The following is a 21637-nucleotide window of genomic DNA, read 5'->3' as shown; positions in this document are numbered from 1 at the left end:
GCGGGCCTAGTCCTCGTCGGTGAGGAAGCGGTAAATCTTGGTCAGCGGGTCGCCCAGAAAAGCGCCCACGCTGGTATCGCGCAGCGAAAACCGCACGTCATCGGGCCGGCGCTCGCGGCGGCCGTAGCGGTACTTGAGGTAGTTGGCAAATGGGATGTAGCGCCCCTCGCGGAAGGGCGCGGGGGCCACTGCCCGCCCGGCCGCCACCTGGCAGGCCAGCACCGGAAAGTTCACCCCGGCCGCCAGCGCCGAGCCCACCACCGTGAGCCAGAAGCGGGTGTTGATTTCGATGACCTTGATTTGCTGGGTGCGGGCGTCGTAGCGCAGGTCGAGGTGGGCCACACCGTTCCAGCGCAGGGCCTTCATCAGGCGGTCTACCACGGCCAGCACGGCGTCGTGGTGCACAAATTCGATGGCCTCGGTGGGGGCGTATTCGTCGCCGGTAGCCACCAGGCCTTTCTGAATGGAATGGGCAATGAGCTGGCCGTTCTGGTACAGCACGTTGCAGTCGATGTCGTAGCCCTCAATGCAGTTCTGGATGACGTAGCGGCTGCTATCGGGCAGCGCGGCCACGGCGGCCAGCAGCGCCTCGGGCGAAGCGTAGCGCACAATGCCCCGCCCCCCGGCGCCCTCAATGGGTTTCAGCAATACCGGAAAAGCAAACTTCGCCAGCTTGGCCGCCAGGTTGTGCCGAATGTCCACGATGGTGTCGGGCGCGGGAATGTTGTGCTCCTGCATGAATGCGCCGAGCAGGCCCTTGTCGGTGGCTATTTCATAGTACGCGGCGGCCGGCAGCGGCAGCAGGTGCGTGGCCGCCGCCAGGGCCGTGCGGTGCGCAATCACGAAGCGCATGCCGGCCACGTCCACTGGCAGTAGCACCTCGGCCCCGGTGGCCCGGGCCGCGTTCTGGATGAAGGCCACGAACACGTTTTCCGGGCTATCGGGCGAAAGCAGATGGAAGGAGTGCACGTAGCTCGAAAACCGGTACGGGCTCCGCGCATCGCGCGACAGCAAGTGCACCCGCACCCGGGCCTGCCGGCTCAGGCAAAACAGCACCGCCCCGGTGAGGCGGTACTCGCCCTCCAGCACCAGCACCGTGAGCGGGGCCGTAGCCGGGCGCGGGGCGGGCGGGGCCGGCGTGGCAGCTGGAGCAGTGGCGGGGGCATTTTGCCCCGTGGACAGCGGTTCGGAGTGCTTCAGAAACTCAACCAGGGTGGGATTCATGGCGACGAGGCTTCGGAGTAATCAGGAAGAAAAAGGCAGTCGGGGCTGAGTTAAAGGTTGGCCAGCGCAAAATCGGCGGGCACGAGCGGCGCGGTGGTGGCCGCCAGCACGGGCGGGTTGAAATAAGCTTCCTGCTCGCGGCGCAGCTGGTCGATGAGGCGGCCGGGGGGCAGCGCCACGTCGTCGTAGGTCAGCACCTGGTCTTTGGGGATGTCGCGCAGCAGCCGGCAGCCCTCGGCCACGCCAATGGGCAACAGGTTTTCGGCGCGGGCAGTGGCGTAGTTTTCGGCCAGCCCGTAGGTCATGTAGTGGCCGATGCCGTCGAGCGTGTCGCCGGCCCGCAGGTCGGTTTTGGCGGCCGTAATCACCTCCACCTTGGGGGCCCCGGCGGGCGCCAGGCAGGCATCGCCAAAGAGCACCGCCCGCGCCACCGAATTCGGCGTTTCGAAGTGGCACAGGTGGTAAGGTGTGTAGAAGCAGTACAGCGGCCCCGGCCCCAGCTTGTAGAGCTTGAGGTAGTGCTGCTGAATGGGGTCGTCGTGCGTGCCCAGGATGAACACGCCGGGGCCGGGCTCGGCTCCCACCACGTAGTCCACTATGCCGGGGCCGCCGTCGAGCAGGCGCTCGGTGGGGTACCACTCTGCGGCCTTGCTGATGGGCGTGCCCGGGGCCACGGTGGGGCCGTACATGCCGCGCCGGGCCACTTCCATGCCCAGCGCATTGGCAATCACGGCCTGCTCGAAGCTGATTTTGCTGCCGTCGGCGAAGCTCGTTACCATGCTCGGGTTCTGGCCCCACTGCTTCGCAAAGCCCTCCTGCGTGGTGGGGTTGCGGTAGGGGTCGTGCAGGCCTTTGATGTTGCCGCACAGCACCGGCTTCACGCCCAGGCCCAGCACGAAGCGGGCCAGGTTAAGGGTCACGCCGGGCTGGTCGCCGTCGCTCACGGTGTACACCACACCGGCGCGGTCGGCATACACTTTCAGGATGGCCCCGGCCGTGCCGTCCAGCTCGGCGTTCAGCAGCACCACGTGCTTGCCGTGCCGGATGGCCTCCAGCACCACGCGCGCGCCGTGCTCCACCGCCCCCGTCACCTCAATGATGGCATCGATGCCCTCGGCGCGGCTCAGCAGCAGTGCATCGTCGGTGATGGCGCGCTCGCCCCGCTGGATGCAAGCTTCCAGCGCGTGCACCGAGCTAACCTCGCTGGTGACCAGTTCGCCGGCTTCGTGGTAGGCCCGCCGGGCCTGCTCAATGGTGCGGTTGGCGATGGCCACCAGCTCCATGCCGGGCACGTAGCGGCAGATTTGCAGGGCCACGCCCCGGCCCATAAAGCCGGCGCCCACCATGCCCACCCGAATGGGCTGGCCGGCCTGCTGGCGTTTCTTCAGGGCATTGTCAACAAGTATCATAATGCAGAAGGGAAGGTGAGAAAAGCAGGGTTGCAGCGTCCACGCTATATTGCCATTGGCACGGCCAGCCCTTGGAAATCGGGGTGCGCCTGGTCTTTTGCCGAAATGAGCAAAGGTTGAAAAGGCCAGCGGATGCCGACGGCGGGGTCGTTCCAGCGCAGGCCGCGCTCGGCGCCGGGCGTGTACTTGGCCGACACCTGGTAGCACACGTCGGTGTTGTCTTCGAGGGTGAGAAAGCCGTGGGCGAAGCGGCCGGGCACGAACAGCATGCGGTAGTTATTGGCCGTCAGCTCCACTCCTATCCATTTCCCAAACGTGGGCGACTCCTCGCGCAGGTCCACTATCACGTCCAGAATGGCACCCCGCGTGCAGCGCACCAGCTTGGTTTCCTCGTAGGGGGCCAGCTGGTAGTGCATGCCGCGCAGCGTGCCCCGGCGCGGGTTAAACGACAGGTTGGCCTGCTGCGGCGGCATGGCAATGCCGTGGGCGGCAAACTCGTCTTCGCACCAGGAACGGGCAAAAAAGCCGCGTTCATCGCTCAGCCGGTCCACGTCGATAATGAAGGCCCCTGCAAGGGCAGTTTCGGTAAATTTCATCGCATTACAGAGAAGGTGTAGAGTTATTTTTTGGTGGCCATACCAATTGGAGCAGCCTAGTAATCGGTAGGTGTAGGGCGGGGGCAAACCCCGCCCCTAGCTCGTTTACATTACTACCAGCTCCGGCCGGTACAGCGGCGGCACGGCGGCCTTGGCCGGACCAGCGGCCCAGGTCAGGTCTTCGGTCAGCTCGTCCTGCTCGCGCAGGGCGGCCAGCACGCGCAGCCGCATCAGGCGGGAAGCGCGGAAATTGGGGTCGCGGAAGCCCATTTCTACCAGCTTGCGCTGCAGCTCGCCAATGGTATCGGCCAGGGTGTGGATGGGCTGGTGGTCGGGCGCGAGGCGGCGAAAAAGGCTGAAATCGACGCGGTACGAGCGCAGGTCGGGGGCGGCGTCGGGGTTGAGGCGCACCTGGGTGCCGGGAATGGCGGCGGCCACGGCTTCGGCCAGCTCACGCACCCGGTAGTTCCAGCTGTTGGCCCCGGCATTCACGGCCACGAAAGCGCCGCCGTTGCCGGCCTCGCGCGTCACAGCCCAGCCGATGGCGCGGGCCATGTCCAGCACATGGATGAGGGGCCGCCAGGGCGTGCCGTCGCTCAGGATGCTGATTTCGCCGGTAGCTACCGCCCCGGCCACGAAGTCGTTCAGCACCAGGTCGAGGCGCAGGCGGTCGCTCCAGCCGCAGGCCGTGGCGAAGCGCAGGCAGGTCACCCGGAAGTTTTCATCGGCCAGGGGGGCCAGGTCGCGCTCGCTGGCCACCTTTGAGCGGGCGTAAGCCGTGAGGGGGTTCAGGTTGGAAGTTTCGGTTTTGGCGTCTTCGCCGCCCAGCCCGTACATGCTGCACGAGCTGGCAAACACGAAGCTTTTCACGCCGTAGGTTTTGGCGCGTTTGGCCAGGGCAATGCCCGCGCGGTAGTTCACGTCCATCGTCACGTCCTCGTAGGCCGTGCCCATGGGGTCGTTGGAAATGGCGGCCAGGTGCACCACGGCGTCCACGCCAGCCAGCAGGCCCGAGGGCAGCGTGCGCACGTCGCCAAATACCTGGCGGTCGAGCCGCGACTCGGGCAAACGGGTGGCCCCGGTGAGGCAGTGGGCAAAAAAGCCCATGTCGTAGCCAATCAGTTCGGCGTTGGGGTAGGTCTGTCGGAGGTAGCGCACCACGCCGGGCCCCACGTAGCCCATGTTGCCGGTGATGAGAATGCGAGAGGGTTTCATAAGGTAATCCATTAGAAGTGAAGCATCTTACAGCCATCGACCCGCCAGAATGCCGTGCCGGGTGCGCCAACCCATCGCGGCCGTGGGAAGGGGCTCCGTTCTATCTCAGCGGAACTGCGGCAATGCGCCAGCGGCGCTCAGCACGGCGTTCGTGGTCGGTGTGTTTAGTCGCTGGGCATCATTTTGGTGGTCGCCGCCCGGCCACGCCCGGCCGGTTCGGCCAGCGGCGCGGCCAGAATGGTTTCGAGCACGGGCGCAGTCACAGTAGCAGCGGGGGCCTGGTCCCAGAGCTTCCACTCGGCCTTGCCAGACTGCCACAGCTCCTCCAGCATGTTGCGGTCGCGCAGCGTGTCCATGGGCTGCCAGAAGCCGGCGTGGCGGTAGGCGGCCAGCTGGCCGGCGGCGGCCAGCTGCTCCAGTGGAGCCTTTTCCCACACGGTCTGGTCGTGGTCGAGGTAGTCGAAGATGCCCGGCTCCAGCACGAAAAAGCCGCCGTTAATCCAGGGCGTTTCGCCGCCCTCGGGCTTCTCCATGAAGTTGCTCACGTGGCTGTCGCCGTCGCCGAGGTTGAACACCCCGAAACGGCCCGGCTGCCGCACCGCCGTGAGCGTGGCCAGCACGCCCTGTGCCCGGTGGTAATCAATGCTGGCCGCGATGTCGACGTTGCTCACGCCGTCGCCGTAGGTCAGGCAAAACGTCTCGTTATCAAGGTACTTCTGCACGCGCCGCAGGCGGCCGCCGGTCATGGTTTCCAGGCCGGTGTCCACCAGCGTCACGGTCCAGGGCTCGGCGTTGTTGCGATGAATCTGCATCTCGTTGCGGTCCATCCGGAAGGTCACGTCCGAGTTCAGCAGGAAATAATCGGAGAAATACTGCTTAATCATGTGGCCCTTGTAGCCGCAGCAAATCACGAAATCGGTGATGCCGTGGTGGGCGTAAATCTTCATGATGTGCCACAGAATGGGCTTGCCACCGATTTCGACCATGGGCTTGGGCCGCACGCCGCTTTCCTCGCTGATTCGGGTGCCGTAGCCGCCCGCTAGTATCACTGCTTTCATGTGAAAAAAGGTTGGGGATGAAATCGACTAAAAGCGGCTCGTTCAGGCCACGGCAGGCAACCAGCCGGCCAGGTTTTCGAGCGTGGCGCGGGCCATCAGGTACACAAAGCGGGTGTTGGTGACGAAGTAGCGGCGGGCCAGGCGGCGCGGCTCCTGCCACAGCCGGAAGGCCCATTCCAGCCACAGCTTGCGGGCCCACGCCGGCAGGCGCGGCTCCAGGCCGGCATACACCCGGAAGGCCTGCCCCACCCCCAGCATGCACGCCCGGATGCGCCCCTGGTGGGCCGCCATCCAACGCTCCTGGCGCGGGCAGCCCAGCGCCACAAACAGCAAATCCGGGTCGGCCGCATTAATGGCGGCTACTTCTTCAGCGTCCTCTTCGTCCGTCAGCGGGCGGAACGGCGGCGCATAGGCCCCCACTATTCGCAACGCGGGCAGTTCCCAGCGTGCGCGCCACACCATGGCCTGCAGCACCTCGTCGGTGGTGCCGTAGAAGTACACCGACTGGCCGCGCTCGGCGGCGTGGCGCAGCAGCTCGGGCAGCAGGTCCATGCCCGCCATCCGCTCCTGGGCCGGGCCCCGGAACCAGCGCACCGCCGCCGCCACCGGGCTGCCGTCAGGTGCGGCCACGGCCGCGTTGTTCACAATCTGCCGGAACTCGGCGTTGCGCTCGGCTTCCACTAGCATGTGCACGTTGGCAAAGCACACGTAGGCCGACGCCCGCGCCGCGCCCAATCCTAGAATGGTATCGACGAAATCAGCGGTGCGCCCCGTCGAGATATTGGCGTGCAGAACAGCGTGTTTGGGTAGCATAGCAGGCTTGGGTTGGCTTGGTGAGTTGATGAATTAGCGGGTTGGTGGATTGGTGGATGCGTGGGGAATTGAGGGTTTATAAGCCTGGACAATCCACTCATGCACCACTCCGCCATCCTACCTCAATAAGCATTCTCCTCGCCGCGCACCATGTTCCGCACGGTCTTGCCGATGATTTGCAAATCCAGCCCAAACGACCAGTTCTGCACGTATTTCAGGTCGTATTCCACGCGCTTTTCCATGGCGTTGGGGGCGCGGGTTTCGCCCCGGAAGCCGTTCACCTGTGCGTAGCCCGTGATGCCGGGCGTCACGGCGTGGCGCAGCTGGTAGGTGCGGCTGCGTTTGGAGTATTCCTCCAGCTGCGACACCATGTTGGGCCGCGGCCCCACCACTGACATATGCCCCAGCAGCACGTTAAAAAACTGCGGCAGCTCGTCCAGATTATACTTGCGTAGGTACTTGCCCACGCGCGTCACCCGGGGGTCGGCCTTGGTGGCCTGCAGCTCGGTCTGGCGGTGGTCGGCGCGCATGGTGCGCAGCTTGTAGCACGGGAATAGCTTGTTGCGCTTGCCCGGCCGCATTTGCTTGAAAAACACCGGACCCGGTGAATCGAGCTTAATGAGCAGCGCCAGCACCGGCAGAATGATGGGAAACAGCCCCAGAATCACCAGCAGCGAAAACCCCAGGTCAAACACCCGCTTCAGCACCTGGTTGGTGCGGAAGCCCAACGGCTCCTGCCGCACCGTGAGAATGGGCAGGTGGTCGTGGAAATACACGCCCACGTCCTTACCCACCGTGCCATTATAGTCGGGCACGATGCGAAAGGCCAGGAAATGGTCTTCCGCGAAGCGCGAGAGTTCCTCAATCAAGTCGTGCCTATCGAGCGGCAGCGCGAAGTAGATTTCATCCACCGGCGTGCTCAGGCAGTAGTTCATCAGGTCGGCCACGGCGCCGCGCCGCAGGCCGCGCAGGTTGGTGGGCAGTGCCTCATCCGTAAAAAAGCCCTTGAACTGGTACGTGCCTGAATCATCGGCCGTGAGGGCGTGGTACAACTCTTGTCCGCTCTGGCTGGCCCCCACTATCACAAAACGGTTGTGCACGCGGGCGAAATACCGCAGCCAAGCGCGGTAGCAGAACGTGACCGCAAACCGGCCCACCACCACGCCCGCCACCGCAAAGCCATAAACCGCCAACAGGTAGCGCGTGGAGAGGTAGTTGAGGCGCAGTGCCACCACCGTGCCCACCACCAGCACGCCGTGCAGCAGGAAAGCCGTGAGCAGGTGCCGCAGCTTCTCGCCATACGAAATGCGCCGGTCGAGCCGGTACACGTTGGCGTACTGCCGCGAGAGCAGCCACCACAGCAATGCAAACGTGATGATGAAAAAGGGCGTCTCGCCTTTCATCGACCACGAGTGCCACACCACAAACTCGGCCATGTGAAAGGCCAGCCAGATAAGGCCACCGTCCACTGCCAGCAGAATAAAGCGTGAAGTATCCGAGTACCGTACGTAACGCTCCATAGCTCAGGAAGTAACAAGTTGCTAACTGCCCCGATAAACACTTGCTCCGGGATGAATATGGAAGTAAGGTATAGATTTAATATTTAATTATCAATATTTAATATGACTAAATATTTTTCACGTTATTTTGTTTACATAAATAGTCATATACGTTGCGAAGCCTTGTGATTGAATCACAAGCAATTGAAGTTTTTAATATTCATTATTTAATATATTAAATTCTGCATCAATATCGTCTACCATAAGTGCGTATAGAGAAGGCTGTTGCCGCGGGCCTGCCACCGGCTTCCCGCTTCACTGCCCCGAGGGGTCACCGATGGTTTCAGCGAGGCGTTGCCGACGCCGAACCTTTGCCTCCCCTGCTATTATATAGTATATCCCTATTTTTTGAATCAAATTAATATGCAATATGTAATCATTAAAATTATATGTACATTTGAGCTCTTTGCAAGCTTAAGTATCTGTGAACCTTCCACTCCGGCCGCAGTATGCACCAATCCGGCTCACGTTGGCACCACGGGTTGCCGACGGCTTTCCGCATCACCACGGCCAGCAGTTGCCCACAGCAGTATCATAGGTAAGCCTCTCGTTCGCATTTGTTACAGCCGCCGCCGCGGTATCAGCAGCTTCCCTGTCATGGGCTTGTATCACCTCTTATACCAAAGCCAGGCCCTTGCCAACTTCAGTTTGCCGGAGCTGCTGGAGCTGCTGCAGAAATCGCGCGCTTACAATGCGGCCCGGGGCATTACTGGCATCCTGCTCCACGCGCCCAATGGCCAGTTCCTCCAGCTGCTGGAAGGGGAAAAAGGCACCGTGCAGCACCTGTACTACGACCGCATTGCCGCCGACCCGCGCCATGAGCACCTGGTGGTGCTGAGCGAAGGCCCCGGCACCGCGCAGCTGTTCCCGGACTGGAGCATGAGTTTTCGCTCCGGAACCGGCTTGCTGGCGCCGCCGGGCTACCTGGCCCCCAGCGCGGCCTACTTCCGGGTGAGCAACCTGGTCCAGGCTCCGCCCGAGTTGAAGCACCTGCTGCTGGATTTTACGGCGGGCTACGACGACAGCCCCCTGGCCGAGAGCATGATTGGCAGCCGGCGCTAAGCCCGGCGCTTGGCCAGGGGCCAAAAAAACACCGCCCGGCCATGGTGGCCGGGCGGTGCAGCATGCCCAGGAAAAATGGTGCGCTTAGCGCGAGAACACCGAAGTGTACACCGAGCCTTTGCCGGCAGCGCCTTCGGAGTGGGTAAGGCGCAGCGTGGTGGCCGTCAGCTCGGCCACGGCGAAGCGACGGGTGTGGTCGGCCTGGGTGAGGATGAGCGAGTCGGCCGAAGCCGTCAGACGCCAGGTACCGCTCACGGGCTCGGCGGTTTGCTTGCCGGGGCGCGGGCCACGCAGCAGCGTGTAGGTGCCGTCCGACTTATACACGGCGCTCTGCACCAGCATAGACGGTTTGGCTTGGGCAAACAGGTCGGAAGTTGCGGCCGGGGCCGTGCCTTCACCGGCGGCGGTCACGGTCAGGCCGGTCTGGCGCCAGTTGCCGGTTGTGAGCAAGTCAGGTTTGGCCAGTGTCGATGCAGCGGAGGCAGATGAAGGGGAGCTATTTACTTGCTCGAGCTCTTTTTCGCAGGAGGCTAAGGTCAGCGCGGCGAAGGCCACACCCAGGAACAGGGGCATTTTTTTCATGCAAACAACTTTTAGGGGTTTACGCCGCCCCGGCAAGGGAGCAGCATAGTGAAACATATAGTTATTTAATGGGCAAGCACTCGAACCCAGCATCGGAACTATACTATATCCGATACTTGGGAGCCTAACTTTTCCCATTTTATTTTGGTTCAGCCGTTCGCGGAAAAAGCCTATTATTAGAATTTTCTATTTATAAAATCACATTGGATAAATTAGTACAAAACGAGTCAATTGCAGCATATTATGATTATTAATATCAATTATTGGGTAACCATGTCCTTGCTGCCAATATGGTGATATTGGTTTTGTTTTAAATCAATTTCCGCTATTACACGATACCGAAGGCTGCCCGCTCCGTCACCGTCGGTGCTGGCCGGCCAGGCTATCCCCTCGCTGGCCGACGGCGCGACGGCGCCGTCGGCCGGTTGCGCACGCCGGGCAAGGGGCATGACGCGCTGAACTAAAGGCCCTGCATTCACCGCAAGCCACTATTTTTTCTCCAAAAAAACTTATTGCAGAAAACAGCAAATGAATATCCGAAGATATTATTATATTTAAGCCACATTTTCAAGCTCACTGCGATGGTCAATACTTACCTACCCTCCCCGGTTGTTGGGGCCACTGTTCCGGCCCCGGCGACGGGCCAGCTACTACCAATGTTCAGCACGTTTGTGCACCCCGGCGCGGCCCGGCGCGTGGGCAAGGTGTTGTCCAGCACCTACCTGAGCGAGGGCAAGCTGGTACAGGAATTTGAGGCCCGGCTCAGCGCCGAGCTGGGCATGCGCCACCCGGCGGCCCTAAACTCGGGCACCAGTGCGCTGCACCTGGCCCTGGAGTGTGCCGGCATCGGGGCGGGCGACGAGGTAATTCTGGCCCCGCAAACCTTCATCGCCACGGCCCTGACGGTGGTGCAGGTGGGAGCCAAGCCCGTATTTGCCGATATCCAGTACGAAACCGGCAACATCGACCCGGCCGACATCGAGCACCGCATCACGCCGCGAACCAAGGCCATTATGGCAGTGCACTGGGGCGGCTACCCATGCGACCTGGCCGAAATCCAGGCCATTGCCGACAAGCACTGCCTCATCGTGATTGAGGACGCGGCCCACAGCCCCGGGGCCAGCTACCGCGGCCAGGCCATCGGGTCCATTTCGGATTTTACCTGCTTCTCGTTTCAGGCCATCAAGCACCTCACCACCGGCGATGGCGGCGCGCTGTGCGCCCGCTCGCCGGAAATGGCCCGCGAGGTGTTTCGGCGGCGCTGGTTTGGCATCGACCGGGCCTGCTCGCCGGTGAACGAGCTGGGCGAGCGCGAATACGACCTCACCGACGTGGGATATAAATACCACCTCTCGGACTATGCCGCTGCCCTCGGCCTGGCCAACCTCGACGGCTTTGCCGAGCGCATGACGGCGCGGCGCGCCCGCGTGCAGCAGTACCGCGACGGCCTGCGCCAAGTGCCCGGCCTCACGCACTTTGTGCACCAGCCCGACCGCGAAAGCGCCCACTGGCTGTTCGGCTTCCACGTTGAAAACCGGCTGGGCTTCATCCGGGCGCTGCGGGCCAGGGGCGTGGCCTCGTCGGTTGTGCACGATGGCATCGACCACAACGCGTTGTTTGGCGGCAAGCGCCCCGACCTGACCCGCCAGCGCCGCTTCGACGACACCCAGATTCACGTGCCCCTGCACGATGCGCTGAGTGCCGAGCAGGTCGCTTACATCGTGGACGTAATCAAGCAAGGATGGTGAGCCCGGCCATGAAAGTTGTTCTGTTTGGCCACACCGGCTTTGCCGGCCGCAACATGGCTCGGGAGCTCTGCCAGCGCGGCGCGGCCTACGTGGGCGCGTCGCTCAGCACCGGCCTCGACCTGCGCGATACCGCCGCCACGGCCGCGTTTCTGCGTGCCCACCGCCCCACGCACATCGTGAACTGCGCGGCCCACGTGGGCAGCCTCAACTACGTGACCGAAAAGGCCGCCACCGTGATTGCCGATAATTCGCGCATGATTCTGGGCATGTACGAGGCCGTGGCTCGGGAGTGCCCGGAGGCGCTGGTGGTGAACCCCATCGCCAACTGCGCCTATCCGGCCGATGCCGATGTATTTGAGGAAAGCGGCTGGTGGAACGGCCACCTGCACCGCTCCGTGCTGAGCTACGGGGCCAGCCGCCGCCTGCTGTGGGCCACCGCCGAGTGCTTCGAGATGCAGTACGGTGTGCGCAGCGTCCATCTGCTCACCCCCAATATGTATGGCCCCTACGACTCGACCGACCCCAACAAAGCGCACGCCCTCAATGCGTTGATTTCGAAATTTGTGAAGGCCGAAAACCTGGGCCAGCCCGAGCTCTCGATTTGGGGCACGGGCCTGCCCATCCGCGAGTGGCTTTACGCTTGCGATTTTGCCCGCCTGGTGTGGGAAGTGCTGCAAAACCCCGACCGCCCCGGCCTCGACCAGCCCACCAACCTGGCCCAGAACGACGGCTTGAGCGTGCGCGAGCTGGTGGACATTATCCAGACCAAGTTCGGCTACCACGGCCAGTTGCGCTGGGATGCCAGCAAGCCCGACGGCGCCCCCAAAAAGGTGATGGACAACGCCAAATTCCGCCAGGTATTTCCGCTATTCCGCTTCACCGATTTCCAGGACGGCATCGCCGAAACCATTAAGTATTACGAGTCGGTGTTTCCGTATTGAGCCGTTTGGTTGGTGTCAAAATTGGTTCTTGTGTCCATCAACTAGCGCCCATAGGACCAACGAAGCAACCTCAAAACCGGAGTAAAAGCGACAAAGCCGCTTAGATTAGCGTATGCAAGGACTTTTTTGCCCCTTATTCACGTCGTAAGGGCCATTGTTACTTGCCAATCTATGCACCATTTCCTTCGAGATTTTCGCTTTTTCGCCCTCGCCTTGCCCCTGCTACTGGCCGCTTGCCAACGCGAAACCGTAGCGCCCGCCGGCCCCGGTGCCCCAGCCCAAAACCTGCCCGAGCATCTCACCCTCGGCAATCCCAGCGGGGCCACCGCTGACCCCACACAGCCCACCAATTACCTCCTGCTCAAGCCCCAGTACGCCCTGAGCTACCACCGCGACCGGGGCATTCCGAACTGGGCGAGCTGGCACCTAACTTCCGATTGGCGCGGCAGCGCCGCCCGCCAAGACGATTTCCGGCCCGATAACACGCTGCCCACCGGCTGGTACCAGGTGCAGGCCACCAGCTACAGCGGCTCGGGCTTTGACCGGGGCCACAACTGCCCCAGCGCCGACCGCACCAGCACCGTCGCCGACAATTCGGCCACGTTCCTCATGACCAACATGATGCCCCAGGCCCCGCGCAACAACCAGCAAACCTGGGCCAACCTGGAGGATTATACCCGCAGCTTACTCGATTCCGGCAACGAAGTTTACATCATCTGCGGGAGCTACGGGCGGGGCGGCACGGGCACCAATGGCTACGCCACCAGCCTCGACCAGGGCCGCGTGACGGTACCGGCCCGCTGCTGGAAAGTCGTCGTGGTGTTGCCCACCGGCACCAACGACGCCGAGCGCGTCAGCACCAGCACCCGCGTTATTGCCATCGATACGCCCAACGACAATTCTCTTAGCACAACGTGGGCCACCTACCGCACCAGCGTCGACGCCATCGAAACCGCCACTGGGCTCGACTTACTTTCGGCCGTGCCCACAGCGGTGCAGCAGGTGATAGAAGCCCGCGTCGACACCGGCCCTACCAATTAACCGGGTCCACTCGGACCAGCCCTAAAAGCCCTCAAAGCTATTGCCGCACCGCTTCTGCAAGTAAGTGCTGCGGGCCAAACAGGCGGCATTCGCCCTGGGCCAGCAGGTTCGTGGGCACGGGAATTTGATGGTGCCGAGCAGGCGCTAGTCGGGCGGGGCCATGAGGCACCGGCGTAGAAGTGCAGCTCGTTGTCGTCGGCAGCGCGGGCAGCTTTGGGCGTGATAATCGCCCGGTCTTCGGGATGTCTTATCCTACAACACTTAATAGCATCCCCTGATTTATACCTTACTGGTACTGCATCCTGACTGCTGCAGCTTTTAGGGTGGAGTGAATACGTGCTCTATCACCTTATAAACGCAAAAATGCCCACCGGTTAAGGCGGGCATTTTCTGTCGTAGCACTCCCTCCTGGGAACAGTCATCAACTTCTTGATGAGGCCGGGGCTGTTTGTTTCAGTACTTAGACACAAGCATTACTGCACCGTGAGGCGCAGGGCCTTGCTGCCCACGCGCACCACGTACACGCCGGTGGCCAGCCCGGCCGGCAGCGCCAGCGCGGCCGTGCCGGCCGCATCGGTGGCGGCAGCCAGCACCGGGCGGCCCAGCGCGTCAAACACCGTGACAGCCGTGCCCGCTTGCGCGCCCATGAGGGTGACGGCCCCGCCCTGAGCCGGGTTCGGGAACAGGGCTAAGCCGGTGGCCGCGGCTGTCAGAGCCACGGTGCGCACGGGCGAGTAGCTGAACGTGCCGTCGGCGTCCACCTGCTTCAAGCGGTAGTAAAGCGTGGCCACGCCGCTGGGCAGCTTGGCATCCAGCAGCTCGTAGGCGCGGGCGCTGGTGCTGCTGCCGGCGGCCGCTACCGTGCCAATGGCGGCAAACGACTGCCCGTCGAGGCTGCGCTCGACGATGAAGGCCTGGCTGTTCTTCTCCGAGGCGGTGGCCCAGGCCAGGCGCACGGCGGGGCCGGCCAGCGTGGCCGTGAAGGCCGTTAGCTCCACCGGCAGGGGGGCGAAGGTCACGGTCACGGCGTTGGAGGGATAAGCAAAACCGGTGGCCGGGTCGGTGGCCGTGGCCGTGTAGGTGCCGGGCGTGCGCACGGTATAGGTGGAGCCGCTGACGTTGCCGGGGTTGAAGGCGAAAGTGGCCCCGGCCAGCGGCGCGTCCGCGTTGTTGAGGGTGCCGTCGGGCTGGAGGCGTATCAGGCGGGAACTGGTGCTGCTGCCGTTGAAGTTGACGAAGGTGCCGCCCACCAGCACTTTGCCGTCGGGCTGCACCGCCAGCGCCAGCGCGGGGCTGTTAATTCCGGTGAAGGAATCCGCGTTGTTGAGGGTGCCGTTGGCTTCGACCCGCATCAGGAAGTTGCGCGGGGTCCCGTTGTAGCTCGTGAAGGCACCGCCCACCAGCGCTTTGCCGTCGGGCTGCACCGCCAGCGCATACACGGCGTTTTCGGCCCCTACCCCATGGGACTGGGGGTTGAAGGTTCCATCGACGGTGTTGTCGGTGTTGAGGCGCATGAGATTGTGCACGTTACCGAAAGCCTGGCTTTGGAATGGGGAGATTAGCCACGCGTCAAAGTTGCCGCCCACCAGCACTTTGCCGTCGGGCTGCAGCGCCAGCGTATATGCAGCCCCTTTATTTTGGTCATATGGCCCCGCCAATCCGGAACCATCATTACGAGTGGTGAAATTATACTGGTTGTAATTGAACTGCCGGTCAATGTCCCCTTCGGGGTTGAGGCGCAACAGTCCGTTCGGGGCCCGGTTGTCGTCGTCGTAATCGGTGAAGACGCCACCCACCATAATCTTGCCGTTGGGCAGCAGCAGCAGGGCTTCCACCCGGCCAAGCCCGTCAGAGCTATAAAAAGAATCGTCCCGGATGCCACTCCCGTTGAAGTTGAAGTTTACATCGAGGCTGCCGTCGGCGTTCACGCGCGCCACGTGGTGCGGGCAACTACTCCCGTTGAAGACCTCAAAGCGCCCGCCCGCCACCACCTTGCCGTCGGGCTGTAGCGCCAGCGCATACACGACGCCATTGTCATCCACTAGGGGGTGGACGAAACCGGTGTTGGGGCCGTAGTTGAAACCAGTATCGAGCGTGCCGTCGGCGTTGACGCGCAGCAGGTAGTCGGGGGCATTGTTGTCGCCGTTGTAGGCACTAAAGCGCCCGCCCACCAGCACTTTGCCATCGGGTTGCAGGGCCAGGGCATACACACCGCCCGAAAAATACGGACTGCCGCCGCTGGGCCCGGTCCCGCCGGGGTTGAAGGTCGGGTCCAAGCTGCCGTCGGGCAGCAGGCGCACCAGGAAGTCCGGGGCGCTGGCGTTGCCGTTGTAGGTGCTGAACAACCCGCCCACCAGCACCTTGCCATCGGGCTGCACCACTACGGCCCGCACGTCGTTGTTGAAGCCGCTGCCGCTCACGTTGAACCCCGGCTGGGTGGCGGTAGCCGTGAGCGTGGCGCTGCCGCCGGCGGGCAGCGCCAAGGGGCCGGGGGGCGTCAGCCGCACCGCGGTGGCCGGCGGCGCGCTCACCCGCACCACGGTGCTGTAGCCCATGCCCTGGCGGGCGGTGGTGGCCTTCACCAGGTAGTCGCCCGGCTGGCTCACTGTGAGCGTGGGGCCGGTGGCCCCGGTGTTCCAAGTGTAGGTCACCCCGTCGAGGGCGGCGGTGGCGGTAACCGTAGTTTCCAGGCTGCCGTCGGGGTTGACGCGCATCAGGTAGCGCGGGGCGACGGCACTGCCGTTGTAGGTGGTGAACAACCCGCCCACCAGCACCTTGCCGTCGGGTTGCAGCGCCAGCGCATACACAGAGGCGTTGACGCCCCTGGGGGAGCCGTTGTTGAAGCCAGTGTCGAGGGTGCCGTCGGCGTTGAGGCGCAGCAGGCCGTCGGGGGCGTTGGCGTTGCCGTTGTACGTGGTGAAGGTGAGGCCGCCCACCAGCACCTTGCCGTCGGGCTGCTGCACCAGCGCCCGCACGCCGGCGTTGAGCCCGGTCCCGCCGGGGTTGAAGGTGGGGTCGGGCAGGCCGTTGGCCAGCAGGCGCAGCAGGCCGTCCGGCACGCTGGCGTCGCCGTTGTAGGCCGTGAGCCGTCCGCCCGCCAGGATGCGGCCATCGGCCAGCAGCACCAACGCCTGCATGGGGGAAGCGTCCGTCGAGCCGGGCGAGGTCGCGCCGGCCCCGCCGGGGTTGAACGTCGGGTCGGGTAGGCCATTGGCCAGCAGGCGCGTCAGCCGGGCCGGGCCGCCCCCGTTGTAGCTCGTGAACTGCCCGCCCACCAGCACCAGGCCGTCGGGCTGCACCAGCAGCACCGTGACGAGGGCCGAAGCTCCCGCGCCGCCGGGGTTGAAGCCCGTGTCCAACGTGCCGTCGGCCAGCAGGCGCGTCAGCCGGCCCGGGCCGCTCCCGTTGTAGGTCGAGAAGTTGCCGCCCACCAGCACCTTGCCGTCGGGTTGCAGCGCCAGTATCCGCACGAAGTCGTTTGCCCCGGCCCCGCCGGGGTTAAAATTCGGGTCGAGGCTGCCGTCGGCGTTCACCCGCAGCACCCGGTTGCGCGGGGCCGTGAATTCGCCGCCCACCAGCACCTTGCCGTCGGGTTGCAGCACCAGGCTATACACCTTGCCATTGAGCCCGTTCTGACCAGGGCTGAAACCCGTATCGAGGGTGCCGTCGGCGTTAAGGCGCAGCAGGTAGGCGGGCGCGGCGCGGTCGTTCAGGCTCGTGAAGTTGCCGCCCACCAGCACCTTGCCGTCGGGTTGCAGCTGCACTGCGAACACCTCGCCGTTGAAGCTCGCGCCGGCCAGGTTGAAGCCCGGCAGGGTCGTGCTGGCCGTCAGCGTTTGGGTGCCGCCCGGGCTCAGGGTCGAGGCGGCCGGCGTCACGGTCACGACGGGGCCCTGAGGCTGGTAAGCAAGCGGTGGCGTATCGAATCCATTAAAGGGTCCGTATTCAACGTTGCCTTGGCTATCGATGCTGAACGCCCGCATGCTGTAGTGCCGGCCGGGCAGCAGGTTACTTACGGAGTAATAAGCATCCACTCCTGGGGTGACGCTACTTGATACGGAGTTGCCGGTCACCAAGGGCGTTACCGACCCCAATGCGTAAGCCACCCCCTGCGTCGTCAGGCTGCCGGGATTATTGATGTGGCAGCCTAGCGTGGCACTGATGGTCGTGATGGCACTGGCATTTAGTGTGACTATGTTTGTCGAGGATTGCGCCCGGCTCAGTAGTGGCAGAGCCAACAGCAGGACCAGCAGCACGGCCCGGCCAGCGCGGGTGGCCCGCCCGGCGGCCGGGGCCTGGCGCTTCATCAACAGCCCGGGCAGCGAGAAAGGATACGTCATAAAATAGCGGATTGAGGAAACGACTAATCGGCAGGCAACGGCCCCGGTACGCGCGGCCGCGGGCGTAGCTCCGGACCAGCACTCCCTCAAAAAGAAAGCTGACGGTCCCACCAACACCGTGGATTATTATTCGGCAAAATTGAATACTGCCCATTCGACACATTGCCGAATTCCTGCCAATCTTGCCCATTACCCCTTATTCCTCGGTCATTTGGCAGAAATTCGGCCATGCGGTCGGCGCCGCAGGCGCTGCGGGCCGCCTGGCTCACGCAGTGCTAAACCAGTCCCTCTGGGGTGGCGCACTTATTCCCGGCCAGCGCCGTACTCGCTGGGCAGCCGGCCGAACCGCTCCGCATAGCAGGCGCTGAAGTACTTGGCGGTGGCGAAACCCACCGCGTCGGCCACCGCCGCCACCGAGCCAAAGTCGCCGGCTTCGAGCAGTTGCCGGGCCTGGTGCAGGCGCAGTTCGCGCAGCCAGGCAGCCGGCGTGAGGCCCGCCAGCTTGCCCAGCCGGCGGTAGAGCGTGCGCTCGCTCATGGCCAGCAAAGCCGCCAACTCGGCCGGGCCGAACTGCTCGTTGGCCAGGTGCCCGGCCACCTGCGCCTCCCACTGCGCCAGCTGCGCGCCCGCCTCGGCGGGCACCTGAACTGGGGTGGTGACGGTGGCTTCGGCGGCAGTTTCCGAGGCGGCTGGCGTAGCTGAGGTGAGCGCAGCCGCGGGCGCGTCCGGCTCGGCCGAAGCTTCCTGAGGCTGAGCGGCAAACTGGCGGCGCACGGCGTGGCGCTCCAGCAGCACCTGCACCCGGGCCAGCAGCTCGGCCGGCGCAAAGGGCTTGGTCAGGTAGTCGTCGACGCCCACCGTCAGGGCGGCCCGGCGGTGGGCCGCATCGGCGCGGGCCGTGAGCATGAGCACCGGCACGCCCGTCAGGCGAGGGTCAGCTTTAAGCTTCGCTATGAGCTCGGTGCCGCTCAGGCGCGGCATCATGGCGTCGGTAGTGATGAGGTCGACGGGCGCATCGCGGGCCAGCAGCTCCAGGGCGGCTTGGCCGTCGGGGGCGGTGAGCACCTCGCAGGTGGGGGCCAGCAGCTCGTGCAGGTACTCGCGCAGGTCGGGCTCGTCTTCCACTACCAGCACGCGAGGCTTCGTGGAGTTAAGAGTTGGTGGGGTAACAGAAGGCGTGAAATGGGCAGGCATAGAATCCGCTACTGGATTCGATTCGCTCCGTTCAATGTCTACCTCTGCCTTTGCATCTCCCAATTCCGGCTCCTCAACTCTTAACTCCCCACTCTTAACTCCTAACTCAACCGCCGGAAAGCGCAACGTAAAGGCCGCGCCCTGCCCGGGCACGCTGGCCAGTGTGAGGGTGCCGCCCAGCAGCGCGGCCAGCTCGCGGCTCAGGGCCAGGCCCAGGCCGGTGCCCCCCTGCGTCTGGTTTTGTGGGCTTTGGTAGAAGCGCTCGAACACGCGTTCCTGCTCGGCCGGGGCAATGCCGGGTCCGGTATCGCGCACGGTCAGGGTGTAGAAACCATCGGCAGCGGGCAAGGCTGTTTCCAAGGTCACGGTTCCCCCGGGGGGCGTGTGGTTCAGCGCGTTGCTGAGGAGGTTGGTCAGAATCTGGTTTACCTTGTCGGCGTCCACCAGCAAGCGCAACTCCTCGGGCACCAACTCGGGGCCGCGCAGGACCAGCGCGCGGGATGCGGCCAACGGCCCAAACTGCTCCACCACTTGGTGCAGCAACGGGGCTACGGCCGTGGGCGTGGCCTGCACGGGCAGGCGGCCGGCCTGTAGCTTGGTCAGGTCCAAGATGCGGTTCACCAACTCGTTGAGGCGGCGGGCCTGCCGGTGAGCCCGAGCCACGGCGCGGCGCGCGGCGGCAGGCAACTTCTGAGCCGGGTCATCGAGCAGGGTTTCAAGCGGCCCCAGCACCAGCGTGAGCGGGGTGCGCAACTCGTGACTGGCGTTGGCAAAAAACTGGTTCTTGGCCGCGTCCAGTTCGCCCAGGCGCTCGGCCTGCGCTTCGAGTTGCTGCTGCTGGGCGGCCAGTAGGGCGTTGTCGCGGCTTTTTCGGCGGGACGTGCGCCACAGCAGCACCGCCAGCCCGCCCAGTACTGCCAGCACCGCCAGCAGTCCGCTCAAGGCCGTGTGCTGCTGACGGGCCTGGGCCTGGCTCAGCAGTTGGGCGCGGCGCAGACGCTCCACGCGCTGCTGCTGGGCCTGCGCAGCTTGGTCGAACTCGTAGCGTGCCACGTGGGTGGCGGCTTCGGCCGCGTCGAGCGTATCGGCCAGGGCCAGGGCGGCCAAAGCATAAGGCGTGGCGCGGTTTGCCTGCCCCCGGTGCTGGTAGAAGCCGGCCAGCGCCCGCAGGTAGCCTAAGCGCAGGGGCGCTACGTGCGCCTGCCGGGCCTGCTGGTAAGCCCGGTGCCAAGCGGCCTCGGTCTGGTCCGCGTCGCCCCGAGCGGCGTAGTAGCGGGCCCAGGTGGCAGCTAGTTCACAGTCGCCACCGCTCGAGCGCAGGGGCAGGTGCAACGAGTCGGCCAGGTGCTGGGCTTCGATGAGCAGGGGGTGGGCGGCGGTGGGGCGGCCCAGGGCCAGCAACACGGCGCTTTGCTGCACCAGGCCCAGGGTGCGGTCGTAGGCCGCTACCGGCTCGGCGGGCGAGTGGGGGCGCAGCGCCTGGGAGCTGAAGCGCTGCGCCAATGAGTAGTTGCCTAAGCGTAGGTAGGCACGGGCGATGGTGCGGTTGAGAAAGGCCCAAAATACCGAGCCAAGGCCGGGCCAAGCTACGGCGCGGCGCAGGTAGGGCAGTGCTTGGGCATCATTGTTCCACTCGGTATAAAACAAGCCGACCACTCCCAGTTCGTTGTAGTACCGGATGACCGAACGGCCGCGGAACAGCTCGGTGGCCCGCATGCGCATACTAATAGCTTGGTTGTAGTCGCCCCGCACGCGGTAGTAGCTGCTCAGCACCCGGCAGCAGCTGGCCTCGTTCATCGCCTCCCCACGCTGCTGGTAGGTGGCCCGCTGCCGCTCGAAGAAGCTCCGGACGGCGTCCAGTTGCCCGAGTCGGGCCTGCGTGCCGCCCAGGGTTTCCAGCAGAAAGGGAATGGGGTGGCCGCCCAGCGCGTCGTAGGCCCGGATGGCTGCCTGCAGGGTGTCGCGCATGGCCGCCAGGTTGGGCACGGGTGCCTGGGAAAGCCGGTCGTAGGCCACTAGCAGGCGCCAGGGCACTTGCTCGGGAATGCGCAGCCGGCGGGCTATGGCCAGCGCCTGCTGGTGTTCGCGGCGTATCAGAGGCAGCGGGTCCTGCGAGAAATCGGTTAATCTGAATAGGTGGTCGAGGGTATGCAGGCGCAGGGTATCGGCGCGCTGCCCGGCCAGCACGCGCCGTAGCGAATCGTGGCGGGCATCCCAGTAACGATACCCGAAGCGCCCTGCCTGCAAACGGCGCTGGGACTGCGCCAGTTGCTGCGGGCTGAATCGTGCCTGTGCCGGCAAAAGCAGCCCCATTAACAGCATTCCAAGCAGGCAACAAATGCCGAGTTGTCTGGGCAGGTAACGTGGGCGCAATTTGAAAAGACAGGATATAAGAGCTTCGGCGCGAGCACAGTGCCCAAGGGGAATGAATTGTCAAAAATAAGTGCTGCCGGTAAGCACAGGTGCTGGTTATATAAACTATGGTCGCTAGCGGCTGTAAAACCAAAGTATAAAAGGCTACAAATTAGCCTCTGCCGCACCGGCAAGACGACTAAAATAGCGCTACTTATGGCCACGCCCCATACGCCTTCTTAGCCGGTTTTGGCAACCGGGCTTGCAGCGTATAAATGCGAACGCGCTGCTTGACGGCTTAAGCAGTTTCTAAAGCCCCTGCAGCAGGTGATGGACATGGTTCCCATGTTTCTCAAGGGCAACTATTTACTGGAAATCACCAGTCCTGAGAAGTTTAGCCTTATCCACGAGAAAAACGGGATGCGGTTTATCAGCACCAAGCTACGACCCAACCGCCGGGATTTTGTGTAACAGTTCCGGGAGGCGGTAGGGAAAAAGCTAGG

15 protein-coding genes are annotated in these 21637 nt (G+C 63.9%); 5 read left to right on the top strand and 10 right to left on the bottom strand.

Going from position 1 to position 21637, the window contains the following annotated elements; translation table 11 throughout:
* Positions 1-6 precede the first annotated feature (6 nt).
* The 7 genes from I7X13_RS15070 to I7X13_RS15040 form a co-directional block, all read right to left on the bottom strand.
* Entirely contained in the window at positions 7-1224 is a 1218-nt protein-coding gene (locus I7X13_RS15070) for an ATP-grasp domain-containing protein (RefSeq protein ID WP_198067392.1), read from the bottom strand.
* A gap of 50 nt (positions 1225-1274) precedes the next feature.
* Positions 1275-2633, bottom strand: a complete 1359-nt coding sequence (locus tag I7X13_RS15065) for an NAD(P)H-dependent oxidoreductase (RefSeq protein ID WP_198067391.1) — start codon at positions 2631-2633, stop codon at positions 1275-1277.
* Between the two features lie 44 nt (positions 2634-2677).
* Positions 2678-3229, bottom strand: coding sequence for a dTDP-4-dehydrorhamnose 3,5-epimerase (rfbC, locus tag I7X13_RS15060; RefSeq protein WP_198076129.1), 552 nt, complete (start codon positions 3227-3229; stop codon positions 2678-2680).
* A 105-nt stretch (positions 3230-3334) separates the two neighbouring features.
* On the bottom strand, positions 3335-4444 hold the full coding sequence (locus I7X13_RS15055) for an NAD-dependent epimerase/dehydratase family protein (protein ID WP_198076128.1): 1110 nt from the start codon (positions 4442-4444) through the stop codon (positions 3335-3337).
* Between the two features lie 164 nt (positions 4445-4608).
* Positions 4609-5502: a glucose-1-phosphate cytidylyltransferase gene (rfbF, locus tag I7X13_RS15050; RefSeq protein WP_198067388.1), complete on the bottom strand. Its 894-nt coding sequence runs from the start codon at positions 5500-5502 to the stop codon at positions 4609-4611.
* Between the two features lie 42 nt (positions 5503-5544).
* Entirely contained in the window at positions 5545-6315 is a 771-nt protein-coding gene (locus tag I7X13_RS15045; RefSeq protein ID WP_198076127.1) for a WecB/TagA/CpsF family glycosyltransferase, read from the bottom strand.
* Positions 6316-6437: 122 nt separating this feature from the next.
* Entirely contained in the window at positions 6438-7835 is a 1398-nt protein-coding gene (locus tag I7X13_RS15040; protein ID WP_198067386.1) for an exopolysaccharide biosynthesis polyprenyl glycosylphosphotransferase, read from the bottom strand.
* 642 nt (positions 7836-8477) lie between these two features.
* Between I7X13_RS15040 and I7X13_RS15035 the strand changes: the two genes are divergently transcribed.
* Positions 8478-8936, top strand: a complete 459-nt coding sequence (locus tag I7X13_RS15035) for a BLUF domain-containing protein (protein ID WP_198076126.1) — start codon at positions 8478-8480, stop codon at positions 8934-8936.
* An 84-nt stretch (positions 8937-9020) separates the two neighbouring features.
* On the opposite strand, the gene I7X13_RS15030 is transcribed toward I7X13_RS15035, so the two are convergent.
* Positions 9021-9518 (bottom strand): hypothetical protein, encoded by a 498-nt coding sequence (locus tag I7X13_RS15030; RefSeq protein WP_198067384.1) that lies wholly within the window; start codon positions 9516-9518, stop codon positions 9021-9023.
* Positions 9519-10099: 581 nt separating this feature from the next.
* Here I7X13_RS15030 and I7X13_RS15025 point away from each other — a divergent pair.
* The 3 genes from I7X13_RS15025 to I7X13_RS15015 all read left to right on the top strand — a co-directional run bounded on the left by I7X13_RS15025 (position 10100) and on the right by I7X13_RS15015 (position 13248).
* Positions 10100-11266, top strand: a complete 1167-nt coding sequence (locus I7X13_RS15025) for a DegT/DnrJ/EryC1/StrS family aminotransferase (protein ID WP_198076125.1) — start codon at positions 10100-10102, stop codon at positions 11264-11266.
* 8 nt (positions 11267-11274) lie between these two features.
* Positions 11275-12207 (top strand): NAD-dependent epimerase/dehydratase family protein, encoded by a 933-nt coding sequence (locus I7X13_RS15020; protein WP_198076124.1) that lies wholly within the window; start codon positions 11275-11277, stop codon positions 12205-12207.
* Between the two features lie 171 nt (positions 12208-12378).
* Positions 12379-13248, top strand: coding sequence for a DNA/RNA non-specific endonuclease (locus I7X13_RS15015; RefSeq protein WP_198067381.1), 870 nt, complete (start codon positions 12379-12381; stop codon positions 13246-13248).
* A 473-nt stretch (positions 13249-13721) separates the two neighbouring features.
* Here the strand turns inward: I7X13_RS15015 and I7X13_RS15010 are convergent, their stop codons facing one another.
* Positions 13722-17588, bottom strand: coding sequence for a T9SS type A sorting domain-containing protein (locus I7X13_RS15010; RefSeq protein WP_198076123.1), 3867 nt, complete (start codon positions 17586-17588; stop codon positions 13722-13724).
* Positions 17589-17891: 303 nt separating this feature from the next.
* Positions 17892-21095: a hybrid sensor histidine kinase/response regulator transcription factor gene (locus I7X13_RS15005; RefSeq protein WP_198076122.1), complete on the bottom strand. Its 3204-nt coding sequence runs from the start codon at positions 21093-21095 to the stop codon at positions 17892-17894.
* Between the two features lie 375 nt (positions 21096-21470).
* Between I7X13_RS15005 and I7X13_RS21775 the strand changes: the two genes are divergently transcribed.
* A complete protein-coding gene (locus tag I7X13_RS21775) occupies positions 21471-21605 on the top strand; it encodes a hypothetical protein (protein ID WP_262895111.1) in 135 nt (44 codons plus the stop codon).
* Positions 21606-21637 lie beyond the last annotated feature (32 nt).

The sequence above is a fragment of the Hymenobacter negativus genome (genome assembly GCF_016056375.1).
Lineage (GTDB): Bacteria > Bacteroidota > Bacteroidia > Cytophagales > Hymenobacteraceae > Hymenobacter > Hymenobacter negativus_A.
Note: the sequence above shows the minus strand (reverse complement) of the source record. Positions and strands in the feature narration are given on the sequence as shown.